This window comes from Allochromatium humboldtianum, assembly GCF_013385175.1.
Classification (GTDB): Bacteria; Pseudomonadota; Gammaproteobacteria; order Chromatiales; family Chromatiaceae; genus Thermochromatium; species Thermochromatium humboldtianum.
This window is the reverse complement of the sequence record NZ_JABZEO010000002.1, coordinates 464,187-486,458: the sequence shown is the minus strand read 5'-3', so window position 1 is coordinate 486,458 and position 22,272 is coordinate 464,187. Positions and strand designations below refer to the sequence as shown.

Here is a 22,272-nt window from a genome sequence, read left to right as displayed (position 1 = left end):
CCGCTGTTACTCGACCTTCAGGCTATCTCAACACGCTCGCCGGCGAGTCGCAAACGTTGGCGCAGACGGCGCAGGGTCTCCGGATCGAGCGAGTCTGGGGCCAGCATCAGCGTGCGTCGCCGCCACCAGGAACCCTCGACGATGAACACGAGCGCCACGCCCAGCGTACTGACGAAGGTCGCGGGTGAGAGCCGGGCCTCGATCTCGCATCCGGAGACGAGCCTCAGCGTCCAGAATCCATCTGACTGCCAGATCGCGCACCGGATCGACCAGGGCGCACGCCCGAGTACATCACCCAACAGCGTCTGCAAGGCACCCAGCACTACGGCCGAGACCAGTAGCAGAGTCAGCCAGCCGAGCGGTAGCGCCAGGATCACAGCCAGCGCCAGCATCAGTGTTGCAACGGCCAGGAACACGAGCCGGCGCGAAACACACGGGAACAGTACGAGTGGCGGATACGCTCGATGCGTATCCATGGACTAGACTGCGCGTGGCGACTCGCTCACGACCGCAAGAATCCGAGCGACGAGTGCACGCTGACGCGGCTCGGGCGGCTCGGAACGCTCCATGAACCAGTCGCTCAGATGCGGATCCGGCTCGCCGAGCAGCGCCAGGAAGTCCTGCCGGTCGATCTCGGACAGATCGGCATAGCCGAGATCGAGAAAGCGCGCGAGCAGATGATCCAGCTCCAGCATCCCGCGCCGGCACTGCCAGCGCAGACGCTGCAGCTCCCGTGCGTCATCGGTGGGAAGCGGCCGTGATTCGCTCGGGTCAACCACTTATAGCCCCTTTTCGAGCATCAGTTCCTTGATGTGCCCGATGGCGCGGGTCGGATTGAGCCCCTTCGGGCAGACCTCGACGCAGTTCATGATGCTGTGGCAGCGGAACAGCTTGTACGGTCCTTCCAGCGCATCGAGCCGCTCTTCGGTCGCCTGATCGCGGCTGTCGGCCAGGAAGCGCCAGGACTGCAACAGTGCCGCCGGCCCATGGAACTTGTCGGGATTCCACCAGAACGACGGACAGGCGGTGGAACAGCAACCGCAGAGGATGCACTCATAGAGTCCGTCGAGCTTGTCGCGATCGGCTGGACTCTGCGGGATCTCCTGTTCGGGTAGCGGATCCTTGCGCACCAGATAGGGCTTGACCGCGCGATATTGTTCGTAGAACTGGGTCATGTCGACGACCAGATCGCGGATGACCGGACGCCCCGGCAGCGGACGCACCGCGATCGGCGTCTTCAGCTCAGTGATCGGCGTGACACAGGCCAGCACGTTGCGACCATTGGCGTTGACCGCGTCCGACCCGCAGACACCCTCGCCACAGGAATGCCGGAAGCTGAAGGACTCATCCTGCTTCTTCACATCCAGCAGCGCGTCGCGCAACATCATGCCCTGGAAGGTCTTGACCTCGTAGTCCTGCATCCGGGGACGCTTATCGGTGTCCGGATTGTAGCGATATACGCTGATTCTCATCGTCGATACCCGAGACGGTTGGCGGTTGGAAACCTGCCAATCCTAACTGTTTTGTGCGCTGCAATAAAATGGTCCGACAGCCGATCAGTCCCAGCTCAGCGCGCCGCCGGTCTGATATTCGGTGACACGGGTCTCGAAGAAGTTCTTCTCCTTCTTCAGATCCAGCACCTCGGACATCCAGGGAAATGGGTTGCTCGCGCCCGGATACTGCTCCGGCAGACCGATCTGGGCGCAGCGCCGGTTGGCGATGAAGTGCAGATAGTCCTCGAACATCTGGGCGTTGAGTCCGAGCACCCCGCGCGGCATGGTGTCATGAGCATAGCGCGCTTCCAGCTCGACGGCCTCGCGGATCATGCCGACCAGCTCCTGACGGAACTCGGGCGTCCAGAGGTGCGGATTCTCGATCTTGATCTGATTGATGACGTCGATGCCGAAGTTCATGTGCATCGACTCGTCGCGCAGGATGTACTGGAACTGCTCGGCGGTGCCGGTCATCTTGTTGCGCCGGCCCATGCTCAGGATCTGCACGAAGCCGACATAGAAGAAGATGCCCTCGAAAATGACATAGAAGGCGACCAGCTCGCGCAGCAGTTTCTGATCGTTCTCCGGGGCGCCGGTCTGGAAGTGCGGATCGGCCAGATGCTGGGTGAAGGGCAGCGCCCATTCGGCCTTGCGCGCCACCGCCGGCACTTCGCGATACATATTGAAGATCTCGCCCTCGTCGAGTCCCAGGCTCTCGACCACGTACTGATAGGCGTGGGTGTGCAGCGCCTCCTCGAACGCCTGACGCAGCAGATACTGACGGCACTCGGGATTGGTGATGTGGCGATAGACCGCCAGCACCAGATTGTTGGCGACCAGCGAATCGGCGGTCGAGAAGAAGCCCAGATTGCGCTTGACGATGAGACGCTCGTCCTCGGTCAGTCCGTTCGGATCCTTCCAGAGCGCCAGATCGGCGTTCATGCTGATCTCCTGCGGCATCCAGTGGTTGGCGCAGGCGTCGAGATATTTCTGCCAGGCCCAGTCGTACTTGAAGGGCACGAGCTGGTTGAGATCGGCGCGGCAGTTGATGATGCGCTTGTCGTCGACGCGCACCCGGTCCGCGCCCATGGCGAGCGACTCCAGACCGGTAGCGCCGCCTGCGACCGATTCCGAACCGGCCGTGCGCGGCTCGGGCAGGATGCGATCCTCGATCGGCAGATCGCCCTGCGGGTCCGGGGTAGCGTGGGCGAAGGGGTCGGGATCGACGCTGGGTGCGGCGCCGGCGGTCGTCATGAGCGCGGCATTGTCGACCAGCCCGAGTCCGGGGCGCGGATGACTGGCCCGTGGATGAGGCGATGACGGCTGTGACGGCGTCGTCCCATGAACAGCGGTGTCGGTCGAGCGTCTTGCGACCGAACGCGCGACCGGCTCCAGACCCGGCGACGGATGAGTATTCGAAGTCTGACCGGCGGTCGCGAGTGGGTCATCCCAGTTCAGCATGGCACTATCCTCCAAGGTCGCCGTGATCGGGTGAGGGGTCGCGAGTCTACGCGATTTCGGCAGCGCCTCCAAGACGAAAAACCATATATTGTGTGCTTGAGGCACAATGATTCGCTTATATGGTTTCTATCCCATGCTCGGATGCCTGACCTTCAGCTGAGCACACGGAGCAGCCCCTTGATCAGAACCAGGGGTTCGGGCGGGCAGCCGGGGATCTTCAGATCCACCGGAACGACCCGTTCGACCCCGCCGCACGTGGCATAGCCGGCGCCGAACTCGCCGCCATCGCAGGCGCAGTCGCCGACGGCGATCACCAGCTTGGGTGCGGGCGTGGCCAGCCAGGTGCGGCGCAGCGCCGTCTCCATGTGGCGCGAGACCGGCCCAGTGATCAGGAGCGCATCGGCATGACGCGGCGAGGCGACGAAACGAACCCCGAAACGCTCGATATCGTGATAGGGATTGTCGAGGGCATGGATCTCGAGTTCACAGGCATTGCACGAGCCCGCATCGACCTGCCGGATCGCCAGACTGCGGCCGAGTCGGACATCGATCGCCCGGCGCAGGCTGATGCCGAGACGTTCCAACTCGGGGTCGTCGTACTCCGGCGCCGGTTCCGTCACCAGGCCGGCGTGCCAGGTTTGCTTGAGGATGCGCAACATGGGCGAATCGAACTCCTCTCTGTTCGGTGATGTCGGTACGACAGGCGATGCTCAGGGCCGCCCTATCGAAGCCATGGTCGCTCCCGTTCGACGGGAATACACCTTGGAACCTGCCGGAAAGCGTTAGAATCGGAGCATGAACACACTCAATCCAACCCCCTACGCCGACCTCGGCCCCGACCGCGTGCTGGATGCCGTCGAGAGCCTGGGACTGCTGCCTGACGGTCGCCTGCTGGCGCTCAACAGCTATGAGAACCGCGTCTATCAGGTTGGTCTGGAGGACGAGGCGCCCGTCATCGCCAAATTCTATCGCCCCGGACGCTGGAGCGACGAGGCCATCCGCGAGGAACACGCCTTCATGCTGGCCCTGGCCGAGCTGGAGATCCCGGCCGTGGCGCCGGCGATCATCGGCGGTGAGACGCTGCACAGCTTCGCCGGCTATCGTTTCTCGCTGACGCCGCGACGAGGCGGGCGTCACCCCGAACTGGGCGACCTGGACGTCCTGGAATGGATCGGGCGCTTCATCGGACGCATCCACGCGGTCGGCGCGGTCGAGCCGTTCCGCTATCGCCCGATCCTCGACATCACGCATTTCGGCGTCGAGTCGCGCGACTACCTGCTCGCCCACGACTGGATCCCGGCCGATCTGCTGCCGGCCTATACCAGTGTCGTGGATCAGGCCCTGCAGGGCGTGCGCGACGGCTATGCGCGCGCCGGGTCGATCCAGCACATCCGGCTGCACGGCGACTGCCATCTCGGCAACCTGCTCTGGACCGATGCCGGGCCGCACTTCGTCGACTTCGACGACGCGCGCCAGGGACCGGCCGTTCAGGATCTCTGGATGCTGCTCTCGGGCGAGCGCGAGGAGATGAGCCGGCAACTCGCGGCCGTGCTCGCCGGCTACGAGGATTTCCAGGAATTCGACACGCGCGAACTGCACCTGATCGAGGCGCTGCGCACGCTGCGTCTGGTCCATCATGCCGCCTGGATCGCGCGCCGCTGGACGGATCCCGCCTTCCCCGCCGCCTTCACCTGGTTCGGCGACGCGCACTACTGGCAGAACCATATCCTGCAACTGCGCGAACAGATCGCGGCGATGGAGGCCGGGCCGCTCCACGGACTCTGAGTCCCATGGCGAACGCGCCAGGGCGCGGTTTAGAATGCGCCGCTCTCCATCCGACACACATCATTCAAAACCTGAGGTCTCATCCATGCACAACCGAGGCGGACGCCGACAACCGGACGATAGCGATTTCAGCGGCTCGGACTGGCTCGGCAAGGCCAAGGATCTGATCAATCAGGGCAATCTCAGGCGTCTCATCGTGCGCCGCCCGAGCGGACGCCTCCTGATCGATGTCCCGCTGGTCGCCGGTCTCGCCGTCATCGCCCTGCTGATCCTGGTCGTGCCGATGCTGATGGCGCTCGCCGCCCTGGCCGCACTCGTGATGCGGTTCAAGCTGGAGATCGAGCGCGATTCGGGCGTCTATGACGAGCGCGACTACGACTGAGGTTCGCCGCCTCCAGACGACTCCATCAGATCTGCTTCAGGCGGGCTTCGAGTTCGGGAGGGGTCAGACTGAGCAGCCACTGTCCGATCGACTCGAAGTCCGAGATCAGCGTCGACTCACTCCAGACCGGATCCGAGGGCGCGGGCGTGAGCGCCGCCAGATAGACGGCCATGGCCACCAGGACCACGCCGCGCGCGCCGCCAAAGGCCATCCCGAGCAGACGATCGACCCCCGTCAGCCCCACGGTGTCGATCAGGGCCGTCAGCACCGTGCCCAGGATGGCGCCGGCGATCAGGACCAGCAGCACCAGCGCGATGAAGGCCGCGCCCTTTCTGACCAGTGGATGGGCCAGTTGTCCGCTCAGCAGGTCGGCCAGTTCCTGATGGAAGAACCAGGCGATCGCAAGCGCCGCGACCCAGGTTCCCAGCGACAGCACCTCGCGGATCAAGCCGCGCGCCACGCCGACCAGGGCCGAGAGCGCAATGGTGCCGAGGATGATGTAGTCGACCCAATTCATCTGCGTCGGGAGCCCTGAGTTTACTGGTAGCGTTGAATGAGCGTGTCGAGCTTCTGCTGTTTGCGCAGCATCTCAGCGGTGCGCTCGGCATTGGTGCGATCGATGTCCGGACCGACGCGCACCCGATAATAGGTCTTACCGCCGACTTCGGCGCGCTCGACGAAGGCCGAGAACCCGGCCTGCTTGAGTTTGTCGGCCAATTTGCCGGCCGCCTCCGGCGAGCCGAGACTGGAGACCTGCACCACCCAGGATGGCAGGCCATCGGCACGCGATCTCGGCGGCTCGGGCAGGGAGACGGGCGCCTCCGGCTTGGGTGGTGGTGTTTGGGTCGGTTGTTGTGCCGTTCTCGGGAGCTGGGCCGGCTTGGAGGCCGGCGTCTGTGTCCGGGGTGTCGGCGGTTGAGTCGCCGGGCGGGTCTCGCGAGGCGGCGTGACCGCGGGCGAAGCCGGTTCCTGAATCGGCTCGAACGCGCCCCCCTCCGAATCGTCCTCGAAGGACACGGCGCCGACGGTCTCGAACTCCTGCATGGGCTCCGGCGGCGTCAGAAGCGCCTCCTCAGCGGTCAGGCCGTCTGCATCGGCAGGCGTCGGGGGCGGCGCGCCGAACGTGAACGGATCCTGGAATCCGGGTTCGGGCGGAAGCGGTCCCTGGACATAGGGCGGCGGCGCGAGCGACTCGTCCTCGAACAGCATGGGCACGAAGATCACCGCCAGGGTGACAACCACCACGGCGCCGGCCAGTCGTTTCTTGGCTCCTTCTTGCATTACTCATCACCCAATGATCGGGGCTCCCGCTGAATGTGCCCGCGTGTTGATGCCGTTCCTGCCCCGATGAGGCAGGCGCCAGTATAACTCAGACCTGGGAGCGGATTCAGATCGCCGGCGGCGGGGATGGGGGGAAGCATTCGGATGCCGGAGAGCGTGCACCGAGGCCGGGAGTCGGCATCGGACGGGCGCTCGCCGGCGTCTGCCCTGAGCCGGCGAGCCTGTCGGCGCCCGACAGTCGTCGATCGGAGAGCGGATCGTCTCAGTCCGGCTGCTTCTTCAGCTCTGTGATGCGATAGACGTCGTCGCCCCCGAGGACGATGCCGAAGTCGACCGCATCGCCCGCGCTCACGCCGCTCAGGTCGACCTGATCCGTGACGGGGAGGTCCATGGTCATGGCCGGCCAGCTCAACGCCGGAATCGGTCCGTGTGTGAGATTGACCGAGCCGGACTCGGTATCCACTGCATTGATCACGCCTTGAGCACGGGTGACGACGGATGCCTGATCCTGCGCCATGGCGCTCGTGTCGCCGTGGCCCGCCATGTGGCCGTGCTCCATAGCCAGTGTCTGGGTCTGAACCGCCGTGCCGGCGGCCAGCGCCATCATGAATAGAGTCAGCTTGTTCATCTCGGATCCTCTGCTTTGGTGGTGTCGTGCGACCGTTCGCAGAAAATCAAATAGAGCAACATGACGACGATGACAAGGGCCGGGCCGTGACTGACCGACGTCTGTCAGCGGCCGGACGGCTCAAGGCGTGGGTCGAAATCGACCCCGGTCTCCGCCCCTTCACGCAGCTGCAATTCCCACATCGCGGCATAGTGACCGCCGGCCTCCAGCAATTCGCGATGCCGCCCCTGTTCGCGGATGCGCCCCTGTTCGAGCACCAGGATGCGATCGGCGTCGACCACGGTCGAGAGCCGGTGGGCGATGACCAACGTGGTATGGTTCTCGGCCACCTCGGCCAGGGTCTGCTGGATCGCCTGTTCGGTGTGACTGTCCAGGGACGAGGTCGCCTCGTCGAAGATGAGGATGCGCGGACGCTTGAGGATGGCGCGCGCGATGGCCACGCGCTGCTTCTCGCCGCCCGAGAGCTTCAGACCCCGCTCGCCGACCACGGTGTTCCAACCATCCGGCAGACTCTCGATGAAGGTGCGGATATGGGCCATTTCAGCGGCGCGCTCGATCTCGGCGCGGCTAGCATCGGGACGCCCATAGGCCAGGTTGTAATAGATGCTTTCGTTGAACAGCACCGTATCCTGCGGCACGATGCCGATGGCCGCGCGCAGACTCTCCTGCGTCACATCACGGATGTCCTGACCGTCGATCAGGATGCGCCCGCCCGTCACCTCGTAGAAGCGAAACAGCAGCCGCGACAGGGTCGACTTGCCGGCCCCGCTGTGTCCGACCACGGCGAGCTTTTGACCCGGCTCGATGGCGAAGTCGATGCCATGCAGGATCGGACGCTCGGGCTGATAGTGGAAGTCGACCTGCTCGAACCGAATCGCGCCCTCGCTCAGCACCAGCGGCCTGGCTTCGGTCCGGTCCTGGATCTCGGGCCGGCGCTCCAGCAGCTTGAACACCAGATCCATATCGGCCAGTGCGTACTTGATCTGACGGTAGACGATCCCCAGAAAGCCGAGCGGAATGAAGAGCTGGAGCATGAGCGCATTGACCAGCACCAGATCGCCGACGCTCAGGCTCCCGTCGACCACGCCCTGGGCGGCGAGCGTCATGATCAGCGTGACCCCGATGGCGATGATCGCGCCCTGTCCGAAGTTGAGCACCGACATAGAGGTCTGGCTGGCGACCGCCATCTCCTCCCACTCGGCCAGGGTGTCGTCATAGCGCTTGAGTTCGAGCCGCTCGTTGCCGAAATACTTGACCGTCTCGTAGTTGATGAGGCTGTCGAAGGCCTGGGTGTTGGCCTGCGAGTCCAGATGATTCATCCGGTGCCGGTAGTCCATCCGCCACTCGGTGATGGCGAAGGTGAAGGCGAAATAGACCACGACCGTACCGAAGGTGACGAACACGAACGACAGGTCATAACGGCCGATCATGATCGCCGCCACCAGACTGAACTCGACCGCCACCGGCAGCACGCTGAAGACCAGATAGTTGAAGATGGTCGAGACCGAGCGCGTACCGCGCTCCAGATCCCGGCTGACCGCCCCGCTCTGGCGCTCCAGGTGATAGCGCAGCGACAGCCGGTGCAGATGCTCCAGCACCCGCGTCGAGAGCCGGCGCATGGCGCGATAGCGCACCCGCGCGAACACCACGTCGCGCAGCTCGTTGAAGAGCGAGGCGCTGAGCTTGAGTGCGCCATAGGCCAGCAGCAGACTGACCGGCAGGATCAGCATTTGCGCCGCCGGCTCCTGGAAGGCATCGACGATGTCCTTCAGAATGAGCGGCACGCCGACATTGGCGACCTTGGCCAGCACCAGACAACCGATCGCCAGCGCCGCCCGGCCCCGGAACTCCCACAGATAGGGCAACATGCCGCGCAGGTTGCGCCAATCGCGTCGGTCGTCGTGCGGACGCTCGGTGGCGAAGATACGATTCATCTGGCCTTGGGTCTTCATGGATACCGGCGGTTGAACAACTGATTGAACGAAACGAGAACCTATGATGACGGATTCGATCCTGGAAGGCACGGGCTGCGCCCTGCACGAACCCTTTGCCCTGCGCGTGCTCGGCGACGAGATGGACCCGGAGTTCCCGGATGGCTGCATCATCATCATCGAGCCCAACGACCGCTGCCCGAATCCGAGCTACATCTTCGTCGAGGTCGAGGGCGTGCGCTGGTTCCGCCAGTACCGGCGTGACGCCGATGGACGCGAGCGACTGGTCGCCCTCAACCCGCTCTATCCCGAGATCGATCTCACCGGGCTGGAGTGGTCGGTGCTCGGAGTCATCATCCAGCGCAATATCCGGCGCCAGATCAAGCACTACGAGTATTCATCGCTCGCGCATCCGGCGATCTGATTCAGGACACTCGCACCGTCGGTCACTCCGGCACGGATGACGGCATCGGCGCGATCGGGAATGGCGCCGGCATGGGCGGCGCGACAGGCAGCGGAGGCGGCAGCGGCGGCATCCCCATGGTCTCGCGCACATAATTGGGGAAGTCGGGATTGAGCCAATTCTCTGCGGCCAGCTTCTCGGGGGCCGGACGCAATCTCGACGTGTAATCGAGCACGGCCGCCTGATCGCGCGGGCTGAACCCGGCGATCTGCTCGATCATCTCGGGATTGGCGTTCTTGCGCCGCCCGTTGCGGATGGCGTCGAACTGCCCCATCAGGTAGGGGAAGTGCTGGGCTGCGATGGCCGGAGTCGGCTTGGCGGGCTTGCCCTCACCACGCTCGCCATGACAGTCGGCGCAATGCTCGGCATACAGACGTGCGCCGAGTTCGAGATCCAGCCCTGGCCCGACGCCATTGCCGGTCGTCATCGGCAGCGCGGCCACATAGGCGGCGACATCGGCCATGTTCTGCGGACCGCCCAGAATGCGTGTCAGCGAGAAGGGATACATGAGCGGATTGTCGCGATGACGGGCGCGGATGTCGGCCAGTTGCTTGATGATGACCTCGCGCCACTGTCCGGCGATCTGCGGATAGGCGCCGTCGGGCGTGCCCCAGCCCTCGGGGCCATGGCAGACGGCACAGGTCAGATAGACCCGGCGGCCGTTGTCGATGTCGGGCGTCAGTGCCATGACCTGCTCGTATTCGCGCTTGGCGAGTTCGGCGGGGTCGCCCGGAGGGTCATCGGCGCCGACGCTCTGGGAGGCGCTCAGCATCCCGAGGGCGATGAAGACGGTGGTAAGGCGAGTCATCGGTTTCCTCCAGCCTGGCAGGCGGGACTCGGCGGTCCCTGTTCTTGTCGTGGTGTTTTCCGGAGTGTATGGAATGCGCCTGAAGACTCCAAGCCGGTTTTCAGTGCGGCGACACAGACACAATATGTTGGGGTTGACTCAGCCTTTATGGCGTATATATTGACCGGCTTCTCAGCGCGTCGCTCATCGAGCCAGGAGCGGCGCCAGTTCCAGCATCTCCCGGAGGAGCCATGTCCGCCAGCCGCCTGACCGTGATCCATCAGCACCCCGCCCAGGCTCGCCACGCCGATCCGGGCGTGCCCCAGACAGCCACGCCGGACGGCGCCGAGAGCCCCGGCCACGTTCCCGGCCGGGTCCAGGTCATCCGTCGCAACGGTCAGGTCACGCACTTCGATCCGAGCAAGATCATGGTGGCCATGACCAAGGCGTTCCTGGCGGTCGAGGGCGATTCGGCGGGCGCCTCCAGTCGTATCCACGATCGCGTCGCCGAGCTGACCGAGCAGGTGGTCGGCGCCCTCACCCGCCGGCTGTCGGGCGGCGGCACGGTGCATATCGAGGACATCCAGGATCAGGTCGAACTGGCGCTGATGCGCGCCGGGGAGCATCGGATCGCGCGCGACTATGTGCTCTATCGCGAGGCGCGCGCCCGTGAACGTGCCGCCAAGGCCGCCGCTGAGACGGCGGCGATTCGCGAACCCCATCCGATCAACGTCACCCTGGCCGACGGCTCGACCCGCCCGCTGGACGTGGCGCACATGGCGCGGCTGCTGGAGGAGAGCAGCCGCGATCTCGATGCGGTCGATCCCAATGCCATCCTGAGCGATACCCTGCGCAATCTATTCGACGGCGTGCGCGAGGCCGACGTCCGTCAGGCGCTGGTGATGTCGGCGCGGACCCTGATCGAACGCGAGCCGCAATACAGCCAGGCCGCCGCGCGTCTGCTGCTCGACATCCTGCGGCGTGAGGCGCTCGGGTTCCTCGATCTGGCGGTCGGGGTCGAGACCCAGGCGGACATGGCCGAGCGCTATGGCGATTATTTCGCCGCCTACGTCAAGCGTGCCGCCGATCTGGAACATCTCGACGGCCAGCTCGCGCGCTACGATCTCAAGCGGCTCGGCGCGGCGCTCAAGCCCGAGCGCGATCTCCAGTTCACCTATCTGGGGCTGCAAACGCTCTACGATCGCTATTTCATCCACACCGCCGACGGCATCCGCTTCGAGCTGCCGCAAGCATTCTTCATGCGCGTGGCCATGGGGTTGGCAATCAACGAGATCGAGCGCGAGGAGCGCGCCATCGAGTTCTATGAGCTGCTCTCCAGCTTCGATTTCATGTGCTCGACGCCGACCCTGTTCAACTCGGGTGCGCCGCGTCCGCAATTGAGTTCGTGCTTCCTGACCACGGTCCCGGACGATCTCGACGGCATCTACAGCGCCATCAAGGACAATGCGCTGCTGTCCAAGTTCGCCGGCGGGCTGGGCAACGACTGGACGCGCGTGCGCGGCATGGGCGCGCATATCAAGGGGACCAACGGCAAGAGTCAGGGCGTGATTCCGTTCCTCAAGGTCGCCAATGACACGGCCATAGCTGTGAACCAGGGAGGCCGCCGGCGCGGCGCGGTTTGTGCTTATCTGGAAACCTGGCACATCGACATCGAGGAATTCCTCGATCTGCGCAAGAACACGGGCGACGATCGCCGCCGCACTCATGACATGAACACCGCCAACTGGGTGCCGGATCTGTTCATGAAGCGCGTGGCCGAGGATGGGCACTGGACGCTGTTCTCACCCGACGAGACGCCGGATCTGCACGACCTCACCGGACAGGCGTTCGAGCAGGCCTATGTCGCCTATGAGGAACGCGCCGCGCGCGGCGAGCTGAAGATCGGCAAGCGCCTCAAGGCCGTGGATCTGTGGCGCAAGATGCTGGCGATGCTGTTCGAGACCGGGCATCCCTGGATCGCGTTCAAAGACCCCTGCAATCTGCGCTACACCAACCAGCATGTCGGCGTGGTGCACAGCTCTAACCTCTGCACCGAAATTACTTTGCATACCAATGACTTAGAAGTCGCGGTCTGCAATCTTGGGTCGATCAATCTGGCCGCGCACATCACCGACAAGGGACTCGACACCCAACGTCTGCGCCGGACCGTGCGCACCGCTATGCGCATGCTCGACAACGTCATCGACTACAACTTCTACAATGTCCCCCAGGCGCGCGCCTCGAACCTGCGTCATCGTCCGGTGGGGCTGGGGCTCATGGGCTTTCAGGACGCGCTCTACCGGCTGCGTATCCCCTATGCCAGCCAGGAAGCCGTGGCCTTCGCCGATCAGAGCACCGAATATCTGAGCTATTACGCCATCGAGGCCAGCGCCGATCTGGCCGCCGAGCGCGGGCGTTATCCGAGCTTCGAGGGTTCGCTGTGGAGCCAGGGCGTGCTGCCGATCGACAGTATCGGCTTGATGGAACAGGGACGCGGCGGCTATCTCCAGATGGACACCAGCCACACGCTGGATTGGGATCGCCTGCGCGAGCGGATCCAGACCGTCGGGATGCGCAATTCCAACTGTCTGGCCATCGCGCCGACGGCGACCATCAGCAACATCGTCGGGGTCAGTCAGTCGATCGAACCGACGTACCAGAACCTGTTCGTCAAATCCAACCTCTCGGGTGAGTTCACGGTCGTCAATCCCTATCTGGTCGCCGATCTCAAGGAACGCGGTCTGTGGGACGCGGTCATGGTCAACGACCTCAAGTATTACGACGGCTCGCTCCTGCCCATCGACCGGATTCCGGACGAGATCAAGGAACTCTATGCCACCGCCTTCGAGATCGATCCGCGCTGGCTGGTCGAGGCCGCCAGCCGCCGTCAGAAGTGGCTCGATCAGGCCCAGAGCCTCAATCTCTACATGCAGGAACCCAGCGGCAAGAAGCTCGACAACCTCTACAAGCTCGCCTGGGTGCGCGGACTGAAGACGACCTATTATCTGCGCTCGATGGGTGCGACCCATGTCGAGAAGTCCACGATGGCCGACACCAGCCGCGCCAATCGACTGAGCGCGGTCGGCGGCAACTATCTCGGGCGACAGACCGCCAAGGCGAGTGACACGGCCGATGACGCACCGGCGGCCGCGACAGCCGCCCCGAGCGCCTGCTCGATCCTGGACCCGGACTGCGAAGCCTGCCAGTAACCGTCGCCCCGATGACAAGCGGCCGCAGGCCGCTCCTGTCTCGATCGACGGGGAGCAACCCACGGTCGCCGCAGCTGCTCCAGCGACGCACGCAAAAACGCGCGAGGATCTTCACCCTCGCGCGTTCTCGTTTGTCGGCTTTTGGCTCGGCCCGGATCAGCCCAGGCCGTTCAGACCGGAACTCAGTGGAACTGCTCTTCCTCGGTCGAGCCGGTCAGCGCCGTGACCGACGACTGACCGCCCTGGATGACCGTGGTCACGTCGTCGAAGTAACCGGCGCCCACTTCCTGCTGATGCGAGACGAAGGTGTAACCCTTCTCGCGCGCGGCGAACTCCGGCCCCTGGACCTTCTCGACATAGTGACGCATGCCCTCGCCGCGCGCATAGTCGTAGGCCAGATCGAACATGTTGTACCACATGCTGTGAATGCCGGCGAGCGTGATGAACTGGTACTTGTAGCCCATGTCGGCCAGTTCGTCCTGGAAGCGCGCGATGGTGCGATCGTCCAGGTTCTTCTTCCAGTTGAACGAGGGCGAACAGTTGTAGGCCAGCAGTTTGTTGGGATTCGCACCCAGCACGGCTTGCGCGAACTCGCGCGCGAACCCGAGATCCGGCGTGCCGGTCTCACACCACACCAGATCGGCATAGGGTGCATAGGCCAAACCGCGACTGATGGCCTGCTCCAGACCGTTCTTGACGACGTAGAAGCCCTCATCGGTGCGCGCGCCTGTGATGAAGGGACGGTCGTTGTCGTCGACATCGCTGGTGAGCAGGTTGGCGGCCTCGGCATCGGTGCGCGCCAGCAGCAGGGTCGGCACGCCCATGACGTCGGCGGCCAGACGCGCCGCGATCAGCTTCTGCACCGCCTCGCGCGTGGGCACCAGCACCTTGCCCCCCATGTGACCGCACTTCTTGACCGCCGCAAGCTGGTCCTCGAAATGGACACCGGCGGCGCCATTGGCGATCATGTTCTTCATCAGCTCGAAGGCGTTGAGCACGCCGCCGAAACCGGCCTCGGCATCGGCCACGATCGGCAGGAAGTAGTCGATGTAACCCTCGTCGCCGGGACCGATGCCGCGCGACCACTGGATCTCATCGGCGCGCTTGAAGCTGTTGTTGATGCGCCGCACCATGGTCGGGACCGAGTCATAGGCGTAGAGCGACTGGTCGGGGTACATGGTCTCGGAGGTGTTGCCGTCGGCGGCGACCTGCCAGCCCGAGAGATAGATGGCCTCGATGCCGGCCTTGGCCTGCTGCATGGCCTGACCGCCGGTGATGGCGCCCATGCAGTTGACATAGCCCTTCTTGGACTCGCCACGGATACGCTTCCAGAGCTTCTCGGCGCCCAGCTTGGCATAGGTGTACTCGGGCTGAACCGATCCGCGCAGACGCACCACGTCGGCGGCGCTGTAGCCGCGCTCGACATCGGTCCAGCGTGGATTCTCGGCCCAGTCACGTTCGATGGCCTGGATCTGATCTTGACGGTTCATCGGCTCGCTTCCTCAGTGGTTGTCCGGTTATGAAGTCCGGCCTCGCCTGGATCGTCATGAAGGCTTCATGACGATCCTCGCTCGACACTCGACGTCGAACGGGCGTTTGGTCGAGGCTATGTTTGACCTTTGTGCTGGGTCTTGACCTTGAAACCTACCGAAACCGTCAGCATTTGACGAGTCAATTATTCTAATTTTCTCTATTTGGATTGATAATTTTCAATGAGGAATTTCGACACCACTTCTGTGCGCTTGGATTCGCCCGGCGAACGAGCGCGCGTTGCGTTCATGTCCGGCGGCGGACGACGCCGCTTCAGCCGGCGGTCGGAGGGGTGATGAACGCGAATCCCGAGACCCTGAGACGCGAGCTGATGGAGCATGGTCTTGCGCGCTCCGAACTCGATCCCGATCCGATCCGGCAGTTCCAGGGCTGGTATGAGCTGGCCATCGCGACCGATCTGCCCGAGCCGAACAGTCTGACGCTCTGCACCGTCGACGTGCAGGGCCGACCCTCGGCGCGCACCGTGCTGCTCAAGCTCTACGACGCGCGCGGTTTCGTCTTCTTCACCAACTACGAGAGCCGCAAGGCGCGTGAGATCGAGGCCAATCCGCAGGTCGCCATGCTCTTCCCCTGGGTGGCGCTGGCGCGACAGGTGCAGATTCGCGGACGCGCCAAGCGCATCTCGACGGCTGAGTCGCTGGCCTATTTCACCACCCGACCGCGCGGCAGTCAGATCGGCGCCTGGGCCTCGCCTCAGAGCCAGGTCATCGGCACGCGCTCGCTGCTGGAGATGAAGGTCGCCGAGATGGCGCGTCGCTTCTCCCAGGGCGAGATCCCCCTGCCCGACTTCTGGGGCGGCTATCGGGTCGTGCCGGACATGATCGAGTTCTGGCAGGGGCGCGAGAGTCGGCTGCACGATCGTTTCCGCTATGTCCAGCGGGACGATGGCGGATGGGAGATCGAACGACTGGCGCCTTGAGACAAAAAATGAGCGATGGGGTGTTGACAGGCGCTCTGCATTTCTTGATAATGCGCGTCTCGGTTGGTCGAGACCAGAAATCAGTCACAACTGACTGAACATCGACAAACCAAAACATCAAGCGCCCGTAGCTCAGCTGGATAGAGTACCTGGCTACGAACCAGGTGGTCGGAGGTTCGAATCCTTCCGGGCGCGCCATACAGAACGGCTTGGATCATCGCATCTAAGCCGTTTTTTTTATGTCTTTTTTCAGACATCGGTCAGTGGCAGGATCTGATATACAAGCACTCCTGGAAGTGCTCGCTGACCAAACGCCCGTGGTCGAGCAGGTACACTGGAGCAACCCCGCGGATTCCGTGTAATGCAAAATTCCATCATCTCCTCCCCCCATGTGCCCCGCGTGAACCGTGTCGATCGGGTCATGCTCGAAGTGCTGCTGGCGCTCATCCCCGGCATCCTGGTCATGACCTGGTTCTTCGGCTGGGGCACGCTGATCAACATCGTGCTGGCCGTCAGCTTCGCCGTGGCGGCCGAAACGGCCGTGATGCTCCTGCGCGGACGCTCGCCCTGGGTCGCGCTGCGCGACCTGAGCGCCGTAGTGACGGCGGTGCTGTTCGCGCTCTCGGTCTCGCCGACGCTGCCCTGGTGGCTGACCCTGCTCGGGATGCTGTTCGCCATCGTGCTGGTCAAGCAGCTCTATGGCGGCCTGGGCTACAACCCCTTCAATCCGGCGATGGCGGCCTATGTGTTCCTGCTGATCTCCTATCCGGTGGCCATGACCACCTGGCTGGCGCCCGCCGGACTGGCCGAGCATCATCTGAGCTTCATGGAGTCGCTGCGTCTGATCCTGAGCGGCGCCCTGCCGACCGGGTTCGAATGGGATGCCCTGTCCTCGGCCACGCCGCTCGACGAGATGCGCGGCAAGCTCGACCTGGGCCAGACCCTCGACCAGATCGGCCAGAGCCAGACCTGGGGCTGGCTCGGCGGACGCGGCTGGGAATGGGTCGGGGTGGCCTTCCTGCTCGGCGGCGTCTATCTGCTGTGGCGGCGCATCATCACCTGGCACATCCCGGTGTCCATGCTGCTGGGCCTGACGGCGGCCGCCGCTCTGTTCTGGGCCATCGACCCACAGACGCATCCCACGCCGCTGTTCCATCTGTTCAGCGGCGCCGCCATGCTCGGGGCCTTCTTCATCGCCACCGATCCGGTGACGGCCTGCACCACCAAGAAGGGCCAGCTCGTCTTCGGCGCCAGCATCGGGATCATCGTCTATGTGATCCGCTCCTGGGGCGGCTATCCGGACGCGGTGGCCTTCGCGGTCTTGCTGATGAACATCGCCGCCCCGACCATCGATTACTACACCCAACCGCGCGTCTTTGGACATGGGAGCGCCCGCACATGATGACCAAGGCCAAATCCATCCTGCTCTCGGGCGTCGTGCTCGGCGCCTTCGCCATCGGCGGCGTCTCGCTGGTCGCCGTCACTCACGGCTCGGTCGGCGAGCGCATCGCCGACAACCAGTATCAGGCGATGAAGCGCAAGCTCGACACCATCCTGCCCGCCGAGCAGATCAACAATGATCCGCTCCAGGACAGTCTGCGCGTCAGCGCGCGCGACCTGCTCGGCGCCGACGCCACCCAGGTCTATCGTGCGCGCCATGATGCATCCCCGGTCGCCGTGGTGCTCGAACCCGTGGTCCCGGACGGCTATGCCGGCCCGATCAAGCTCTTGGTCTCGGTGCTGCACGACGGCACCCTGGGCGGGGTGCGCGTGGTCTCGCATCACGAGACGCCCGGACTGGGCGACAAGATCGAGGAAGCCAAGTCGGACTGGGTGCTGGACTTCACTGGCAAGTCGCTGACCAATCCGCCGCTGGAGAAGTGGGCGGTGAAGCGTGACGGCGGTGAGTTCGATCAGTTCACGGGCGCCACCATCACACCGCGTTCGATCGTCAATGCCGTGCGTGACACCCTGCTCTACGTCCAGCAACAGGGCGAGTCGCTCTACCAGCCGATCGAGACTGAAACAGCGACGATCGAGGGAGGTCAGGGCTGATGTCGGCGCCCCAATCCTACGGCAGCATCTTCAGCGGCGGCATCTGGAGCAACAACCAGATGCTGGTGGCCCTGCTCGGACTCTGTCCGCTGCTGGCGACCACGACTTCGGCCACCAACGGACTCGGCATGGGTCTGGCGACCACGGCGGTCATCGTCTGCTCCAACGGCACGGTCTCCCTGGTGCGCAATCTGGTGCGCCCCGAGATCCGCATCCCGGTGTTCGTGCTGGTCATCGCCTCCTTCGTGACCCTGGTCGAGCTGATCATGCAGGCGTTCTTCTATGACCTGTATCAGGTGCTGGGGCTGTTCATCTCGCTGATCGTGGTCAACTGCATGATCATCGGCCGCGCCGAGGCCTTCGCCTCCAAGAATCGGGTCGACCGTGCCCTGCTCGACGGTCTGGCGGTGGGGCTGGGCGCGACCCTGGTGCTGACCACGCTCGGCGGTCTGCGCGAGTTCGTCGGTCAGGGGACGCTGTTCCATCAGGCCGATCTGCTGCTCGGCGACTGGGCCAAGGCGATCTCGCTGAGTCTGGGCGAGGATTTCCAGGGCGCGCTGATCGCCATCCTGCCGCCCGGCGCCTTCATCGGGTTGGGGCTGATGATCGCGCTCAAGAACCTCATCGATCAGTACGCCAAACGCCGTGCGGCGGCGCGGGCCGTTCCAGCGGTTCGAACAGACCCATCAGCGGCTTGACCCGAGACCGATCCGCCTCTCCATTCAGACAGGGTCGCCAGGGATCGCCCTGGCGACCACCCCGGCACCCTGACACGACGAACGGTCGCGGCTCACCGGACGTTTCGGTATATCCTTGGACGAAATCAAGCGTCCAGGACGACACTGACTTGCCCCCAGAGTCCGATCAGGTCCAAACGTCTCCCGCCAAGCCCGACAGCGCTCGCCGAGGGCCGATCCGGCATCGGTTCGGTCTGCGCGAACATCTGGCCCTGGTTCTATTGACGGTCGCGCTACTGCCATTGCTGACGCTCTACTGGGCCGAGCGTCATCAGATTCAAGCCGACGCCCTGGAGCTGACGCACCAGACGTTGAATCTGATCGCCGATGTCCAGCAGCGGCGGATCAATCTGGAACTGCACCGCCTGGAGGATCTGACCCGACTGGTGTCGAGCCGCACCCAGATGCGCCTGAGCCTGGCGGCCTACGCCCGCGACGGCGACCCCAAACATCTGGAACTCATCGCGCGCATCCTCACCGATGCCATCGAAGCGATTCCGGAGTTGCATGGAATCTGGATCCGCGATCCCTCGGGACGAACCCTGATCCAGATCACTCGTGACGGCGTTCGCGCGAACACGCTCGACCAGGCCGACATCCCAGTCGCTGACCCGGCTCCCATCCTGTTTCGACGACTGGAGACCCAGAAACCCGAGATCTGGCTGAATGGCCCGCTCGTACTGGACGAGGCCATCATCGGCAGCGTGCATCTACTGGTGCGGATGGAGAACATCCTGGCGTTGCTGGAGGACTTCGACAATCAATCTCCAGGCGGTGAGACCGTGCTGCTGCTCTGCGGCGGTACGGGCGAAACATTCGCCTGGAGCGCGCGCGCCGGAATCTGGAACCTGACGACGACGCCGTCCGGGCCGCTGAACGATCTGCTCAAGAGCCTATCGAGCCACGCCGATCCAGTGCACGCGCCCACGCCCACCACCTCAGGCATCGCGACCGATGGGGCGCTGATCCACACCGCGCGCGCGCTCAGTCTCGACTGCTCCCGCCTCCTGGTCCACACCAACCGTGACAAGATCACCCAGAGCGCGCGCAAGCAGCGCGAACTGCTGGTCTATGTCACCTTCAGCCTGATACTGCTGGCCCTGGTCACAGCCGTGGTGGTAGCACGAGCCATCGCCAACCCCGTCCATGAGCTCACGAACGGCATGCGCCGTCTGAGCCAGGGCGATTATTACACCCGCCTCCCGGAACACGGTTGGGGCGAGCTGTCACGATTGACCCAGGCCTTCAACGAGACGGCTGCCTCCCTGCAACACGCGATCCAGGCCCGTCTGCGTTCCGAACGCGAGCTGGCGACACTGGCCAACACCGATGCACTGACAGGGCTGAACAACCGCCGCCGCTTCATGGAACTCCTGAACCAACACTTCGAACGGACACGTCATCCCGCAAACAACGGCGCCCTGCTCTATCTGGATCTGGATGGCTTCAAGCCGATCAACGACCAGTATGGCCATGACGCGGGCGATGCCGTGCTGCGGATCGTCGCCGAGCGTCTGCGCCGGGTGGTGCGCGAGCAGGACCATCTGGGACGGCTCGGCGGCGACGAGTTCGCCGTTCTGCTCGATCGGTTCGAAGCCGGCTTCGAACCCGAGTCGGTCGCCCGACGCATCGACGAGACCCTGAGTCAGCCCATGACCATCCAGGGCCAACAGTTGAGGATCGGCTGTAGCCTGGGGCTGGTTCACATCAGCCCCGACAGCACCCCGTCACGTCTGCTCAAGGACGCCGACACAGCCATGTACCAGGCCAAGGCCGGCAAGCCGGGACGGACCTGACCTCCCCGCATCGTCCGGGGTTCCAAGGCGCTCGATCGCGCCTCGCAGCTCGTCGGGCTTGACCGGCTTGGCGAGAAAACCGTCCATGCCGGCGGCCAGGCACTCATGTCGCACGTCTTCCGAGGCATTGGCGGTCAGGGCCAGGATCGGCAGCGGACGCCCGCTGGATTCGGCCCGGTAGCGCCGGGTGAAGCCCAAGCCGTCGAGTCTGGGCATGCGCAGATCGACGACCGCGATCCGGTAGCCGCCGGCCAGTGCGGCCTCCAGCGCGGATTCGCCGTCCGTGAAGAGGTCGTATTCGAACCCCATGCGGTCGAGAAAGCGGGTGATGACCTTGGCGGCGATCGCGTTATCTTCGGCCACCAGAACCCGGATCTTCGGTCCAGCATAGGGCGTGCGCCAATCGTTTGGCGTCGTTTCGACCCTGTAGGGAGCCGGCTCCTCGGCCACGGCGGACGGAAGTTCGTCGAGTAGCGGCAGACGCACCCGGAACAGACTGCCTCGCCCCTCCTCGCTCTCGACCTCGATGGCGCCGCCCATGAGCACGGCCAGCTCGCGCGCGATGGTGGTGCCCAGCCCGGTACCGCCGAAGCGGCGCGTGGTCGACGCATCGGCTTGGCGGAAACTCTCGAACAGCACGTCCAGCTTGTCGGCCGGGATGCCGATCCCGGTGTCGACGACCTCGATCATCAGATGCGGCCGCCCGAACGTGGGACTGGATTCGGCGACAAGCAATCGCACCCGGACCTCGCCGTGCTCGGTGAACTTGATGGCATTGCCGATCAGATTGAACAGGATCTGACGTACCCGCAGCGCATCGCCGAGCACGCACTCGGGCACCTCGGGCGCGATCTCCCGGATCAGCGCCAGCCCCCGGGCGCGCGCCTGACCGTCGAGGATGGCGCAGACCTCGTGCGCCAGCTCACGCGGTGCGAACGGCAGACGTTCGAGCTTGAGCCGATGGGCGTCGAGTTTGGAGAAGTCCAGGATGTCGCCGATCAGGGCGCTGAGCGCATTGGCCGAACTGACGATCGCCTCGACCTGCTCGTGCTGCTCGGCGTCGAGCCGGGTTTCCTTGAGCAGCTCGGCCATGCCGATGACGCCGGTCAGCGGGGTCCGCAGCTCATGGGTCATGACGGCCAGAAAATCGCTCTTGGCCTTGCTCGCCCGCTCAGCGTCGGCGCGCGCCTGCTGGAGCCGGCGCAGCAAGGACGCCTGATAGAGCGGCAGCAGCACCAGCAGTAACAGAAAGAACGCCGCCTCGAAGGGATGCCGACTCCACTCGTCGAGTTCGATCAGCACGAAGTTGTAGGCGACGACCGCCACCACCGACCCCACGATCAGCGGACCGCGCCCGAATCTGGTGCCGGCCGAGATGAAGATGAGGATATAGAGCAAGTAAAAGGGACTGATGGCCTCCCGTGTGATGAAGATCGCCAGACTGACCACGACGATGTCCAGACAGAGCGCGATATAGCGACGCGCGACCCACTCCGGACGGTAGACCACACTGATCATCAGCCCCAGGCCGACCAGCAGATGCAACCCGAAGACGGTCAGAAAATAGGGAACGTCGACCCGGTAGTACTCAGTCCAGGCCCCCAGGGCGATATAGCCGCCGCCGACCAGCACCGTCAGAAAGCGCACCAGACCCGACTGGATCTCCGGATGCATTCCGAGTCCGAGCGCCCAGACACGCGCCCTCTCACCCCATCCCGCTTGCCATTCAACTGCCGCCATGCCGTCGCGCCTCCCGGCCTGTCCAGGCCATCGCATCCGGCGATCGAACGCCGG

Annotated in this window: 21 protein-coding genes and 1 tRNA gene; 10 read left to right on the top strand and 12 right to left on the bottom strand. The window is 64.4% G+C overall.

Annotated elements, in window-relative coordinates:
• Positions 1-17: 17 nt before the first annotated feature.
• The 5 genes from HW932_RS04735 to HW932_RS04715 all read right to left on the bottom strand — a co-directional run bounded on the left by HW932_RS04735 (position 18) and on the right by HW932_RS04715 (position 3,613).
• A complete protein-coding gene (locus HW932_RS04735; RefSeq protein WP_176975331.1) occupies positions 18-476 on the bottom strand; it encodes a protein YgfX in 459 nt (152 codons plus the stop codon).
• A gap of 3 nt (positions 477-479) precedes the next feature.
• On the bottom strand, positions 480-779 hold the full coding sequence (locus HW932_RS04730) for an FAD assembly factor SdhE (protein ID WP_343046957.1): 300 nt from the start codon (positions 777-779) through the stop codon (positions 480-482).
• A complete protein-coding gene (locus HW932_RS04725; RefSeq protein WP_176975330.1) occupies positions 780-1,472 on the bottom strand; it encodes a succinate dehydrogenase iron-sulfur subunit in 693 nt (230 codons plus the stop codon).
• An 84-nt stretch (positions 1,473-1,556) separates the two neighbouring features.
• The gene (locus HW932_RS04720) at positions 1,557-2,954 is read right to left on the bottom strand and encodes a ribonucleotide-diphosphate reductase subunit beta (protein ID WP_176975329.1); all 1,398 of its coding nucleotides are present in this window, start codon (positions 2,952-2,954) and stop codon (positions 1,557-1,559) included.
• Positions 2,955-3,106: 152 nt separating this feature from the next.
• Positions 3,107-3,613 carry an NADH-quinone oxidoreductase subunit B family protein gene (locus tag HW932_RS04715; RefSeq protein ID WP_176975328.1) on the bottom strand — a complete coding sequence of 169 codons (507 nt, stop codon included), beginning with the start codon at positions 3,611-3,613 and terminating at the stop codon, positions 3,107-3,109.
• 136 nt (positions 3,614-3,749) lie between these two features.
• On the opposite strand from HW932_RS04715, the gene HW932_RS04710 reads away from it, so the two are divergent.
• Together HW932_RS04710 and HW932_RS04705 are read left to right on the top strand one after the other, a co-directional pair.
• The gene (locus tag HW932_RS04710; RefSeq protein WP_176975327.1) at positions 3,750-4,739 is read left to right on the top strand and encodes a serine/threonine protein kinase; all 990 of its coding nucleotides are present in this window, start codon (positions 3,750-3,752) and stop codon (positions 4,737-4,739) included.
• An 85-nt stretch (positions 4,740-4,824) separates the two neighbouring features.
• Positions 4,825-5,121, top strand: a complete 297-nt coding sequence (locus HW932_RS04705; RefSeq protein ID WP_176975326.1) for a DUF4342 domain-containing protein — start codon at positions 4,825-4,827, stop codon at positions 5,119-5,121.
• Positions 5,122-5,146: 25 nt separating this feature from the next.
• Here the strand turns inward: HW932_RS04705 and HW932_RS04700 are convergent, their stop codons facing one another.
• The 4 genes from HW932_RS04700 to HW932_RS04685 form a co-directional block, all read right to left on the bottom strand.
• Positions 5,147-5,638 (bottom strand): CvpA family protein, encoded by a 492-nt coding sequence (locus HW932_RS04700; protein WP_176975325.1) that lies wholly within the window; start codon positions 5,636-5,638, stop codon positions 5,147-5,149.
• Positions 5,639-5,658: 20 nt separating this feature from the next.
• Positions 5,659-6,402: an SPOR domain-containing protein gene (locus tag HW932_RS04695; protein WP_176975324.1), complete on the bottom strand. Its 744-nt coding sequence runs from the start codon at positions 6,400-6,402 to the stop codon at positions 5,659-5,661.
• Positions 6,403-6,664: 262 nt separating this feature from the next.
• Positions 6,665-7,030 (bottom strand): copper-binding protein, encoded by a 366-nt coding sequence (locus tag HW932_RS04690; protein ID WP_176975323.1) that lies wholly within the window; start codon positions 7,028-7,030, stop codon positions 6,665-6,667.
• Positions 7,031-7,134: 104 nt separating this feature from the next.
• Positions 7,135-8,964 (bottom strand): ABCB family ABC transporter ATP-binding protein/permease, encoded by a 1,830-nt coding sequence (locus HW932_RS04685; RefSeq protein WP_176975322.1) that lies wholly within the window; start codon positions 8,962-8,964, stop codon positions 7,135-7,137.
• Positions 8,965-9,025: 61 nt separating this feature from the next.
• Here HW932_RS04685 and HW932_RS04680 point away from each other — a divergent pair, with 61 nt between their 5' ends.
• On the top strand, positions 9,026-9,385 hold the full coding sequence (locus tag HW932_RS04680) for a S24 family peptidase (protein WP_176975321.1): 360 nt from the start codon (positions 9,026-9,028) through the stop codon (positions 9,383-9,385).
• A 22-nt stretch (positions 9,386-9,407) separates the two neighbouring features.
• Here HW932_RS04680 and HW932_RS04675 read toward each other — a convergent pair whose 3' ends face one another.
• Complete coding sequence (locus HW932_RS04675; RefSeq protein WP_176975320.1) at positions 9,408-10,232, bottom strand: c-type cytochrome; 825 nt, start codon at positions 10,230-10,232, stop codon at positions 9,408-9,410.
• A gap of 230 nt (positions 10,233-10,462) precedes the next feature.
• Between HW932_RS04675 and HW932_RS04670 the strand changes: the two genes are divergently transcribed.
• Positions 10,463-13,420, top strand: a complete 2,958-nt coding sequence (locus HW932_RS04670; protein ID WP_176975319.1) for a ribonucleoside-diphosphate reductase subunit alpha — start codon at positions 10,463-10,465, stop codon at positions 13,418-13,420.
• A 182-nt stretch (positions 13,421-13,602) separates the two neighbouring features.
• On the opposite strand, the gene aceA is transcribed toward HW932_RS04670, so the two are convergent.
• Positions 13,603-14,910, bottom strand: coding sequence for an isocitrate lyase (gene aceA / locus HW932_RS04665; protein ID WP_176975318.1), 1,308 nt, complete (start codon positions 14,908-14,910; stop codon positions 13,603-13,605).
• 335 nt (positions 14,911-15,245) lie between these two features.
• Between aceA and pdxH the strand changes: the two genes are divergently transcribed.
• From pdxH to HW932_RS04635, 6 genes are all read left to right on the top strand, one after another.
• Positions 15,246-15,890, top strand: coding sequence for a pyridoxamine 5'-phosphate oxidase (gene pdxH, locus HW932_RS04660; RefSeq protein WP_176975317.1), 645 nt, complete (start codon positions 15,246-15,248; stop codon positions 15,888-15,890).
• 121 nt (positions 15,891-16,011) lie between these two features.
• Positions 16,012-16,088, top strand: a tRNA-Arg gene (locus HW932_RS04655).
• 163 nt (positions 16,089-16,251) lie between these two features.
• Positions 16,252-17,292: an electron transport complex subunit RsxD gene (gene rsxD, locus HW932_RS04650; protein ID WP_176975316.1), complete on the top strand. Its 1,041-nt coding sequence runs from the start codon at positions 16,252-16,254 to the stop codon at positions 17,290-17,292.
• Positions 17,289-17,945, top strand: coding sequence for an electron transport complex subunit RsxG (gene rsxG, locus HW932_RS04645; RefSeq protein WP_176975315.1), 657 nt, complete (start codon positions 17,289-17,291; stop codon positions 17,943-17,945). Before rsxD ends, rsxG begins: the two co-directional genes overlap by 4 nt.
• Positions 17,945-18,643 carry an electron transport complex subunit E gene (locus HW932_RS04640; protein ID WP_176975314.1) on the top strand — a complete coding sequence of 233 codons (699 nt, stop codon included), beginning with the start codon at positions 17,945-17,947 and terminating at the stop codon, positions 18,641-18,643. The genes rsxG and HW932_RS04640 overlap by 1 nt, the downstream gene beginning before the upstream one ends.
• A gap of 149 nt (positions 18,644-18,792) precedes the next feature.
• Positions 18,793-20,478, top strand: a complete 1,686-nt coding sequence (locus HW932_RS04635) for a sensor domain-containing diguanylate cyclase (protein ID WP_176975313.1) — start codon at positions 18,793-18,795, stop codon at positions 20,476-20,478.
• Here HW932_RS04635 and HW932_RS04630 read toward each other — a convergent pair.
• Positions 20,410-22,218 (bottom strand): ATP-binding protein, encoded by a 1,809-nt coding sequence (locus HW932_RS04630; RefSeq protein WP_246296650.1) that lies wholly within the window; start codon positions 22,216-22,218, stop codon positions 20,410-20,412. The genes HW932_RS04635 and HW932_RS04630 overlap by 69 nt on opposite strands.
• Positions 22,219-22,272 lie beyond the last annotated feature (54 nt).

Bases quoted from the DNA above. Each gene is read 5' to 3' on its own strand.
- HW932_RS04715 (WP_176975328.1), bottom strand. From the start codon at position 3,613: ATGTTGCGCATCCTCAAGCAAACCTGGCACGCCGGCCTGGTGACGGAA.
- rsxG (WP_176975315.1), top strand. From the start codon at position 17,289: ATGATGACCAAGGCCAAATCCATCCTGCTCTCGGGCGTCGTGCTCGGC.
- HW932_RS04735 (WP_176975331.1), bottom strand. From the start codon at position 476: ATGGATACGCATCGAGCGTATCCGCCACTCGTACTGTTCCCGTGTGTT.
- HW932_RS04710 (WP_176975327.1), top strand. From the start codon at position 3,750: ATGAACACACTCAATCCAACCCCCTACGCCGACCTCGGCCCCGACCGC.
- aceA (WP_176975318.1), bottom strand. From the start codon at position 14,910: ATGAACCGTCAAGATCAGATCCAGGCCATCGAACGTGACTGGGCCGAG.
- HW932_RS04695 (WP_176975324.1), bottom strand. From the start codon at position 6,402: ATGCAAGAAGGAGCCAAGAAACGACTGGCCGGCGCCGTGGTGGTTGTC.
- rsxD (WP_176975316.1), top strand. From the start codon at position 16,252: ATGCAAAATTCCATCATCTCCTCCCCCCATGTGCCCCGCGTGAACCGT.
- HW932_RS04700 (WP_176975325.1), bottom strand. From the start codon at position 5,638: ATGAATTGGGTCGACTACATCATCCTCGGCACCATTGCGCTCTCGGCC.
- HW932_RS04705 (WP_176975326.1), top strand. From the start codon at position 4,825: ATGCACAACCGAGGCGGACGCCGACAACCGGACGATAGCGATTTCAGC.
- HW932_RS04685 (WP_176975322.1), bottom strand. From the start codon at position 8,964: ATGAATCGTATCTTCGCCACCGAGCGTCCGCACGACGACCGACGCGAT.
- HW932_RS04690 (WP_176975323.1), bottom strand. From the start codon at position 7,030: ATGAACAAGCTGACTCTATTCATGATGGCGCTGGCCGCCGGCACGGCG.
- HW932_RS04675 (WP_176975320.1), bottom strand. From the start codon at position 10,232: ATGACTCGCCTTACCACCGTCTTCATCGCCCTCGGGATGCTGAGCGCC.
- HW932_RS04720 (WP_176975329.1), bottom strand. From the start codon at position 2,954: ATGCTGAACTGGGATGACCCACTCGCGACCGCCGGTCAGACTTCGAAT.
- HW932_RS04680 (WP_176975321.1), top strand. From the start codon at position 9,026: ATGATGACGGATTCGATCCTGGAAGGCACGGGCTGCGCCCTGCACGAA.
- HW932_RS04640 (WP_176975314.1), top strand. From the start codon at position 17,945: ATGTCGGCGCCCCAATCCTACGGCAGCATCTTCAGCGGCGGCATCTGG.
- HW932_RS04725 (WP_176975330.1), bottom strand. From the start codon at position 1,472: ATGAGAATCAGCGTATATCGCTACAATCCGGACACCGATAAGCGTCCC.
- pdxH (WP_176975317.1), top strand. From the start codon at position 15,246: ATGAACGCGAATCCCGAGACCCTGAGACGCGAGCTGATGGAGCATGGT.
- HW932_RS04670 (WP_176975319.1), top strand. From the start codon at position 10,463: ATGTCCGCCAGCCGCCTGACCGTGATCCATCAGCACCCCGCCCAGGCT.
- HW932_RS04630 (WP_246296650.1), bottom strand. From the start codon at position 22,218: ATGGCGGCAGTTGAATGGCAAGCGGGATGGGGTGAGAGGGCGCGTGTC.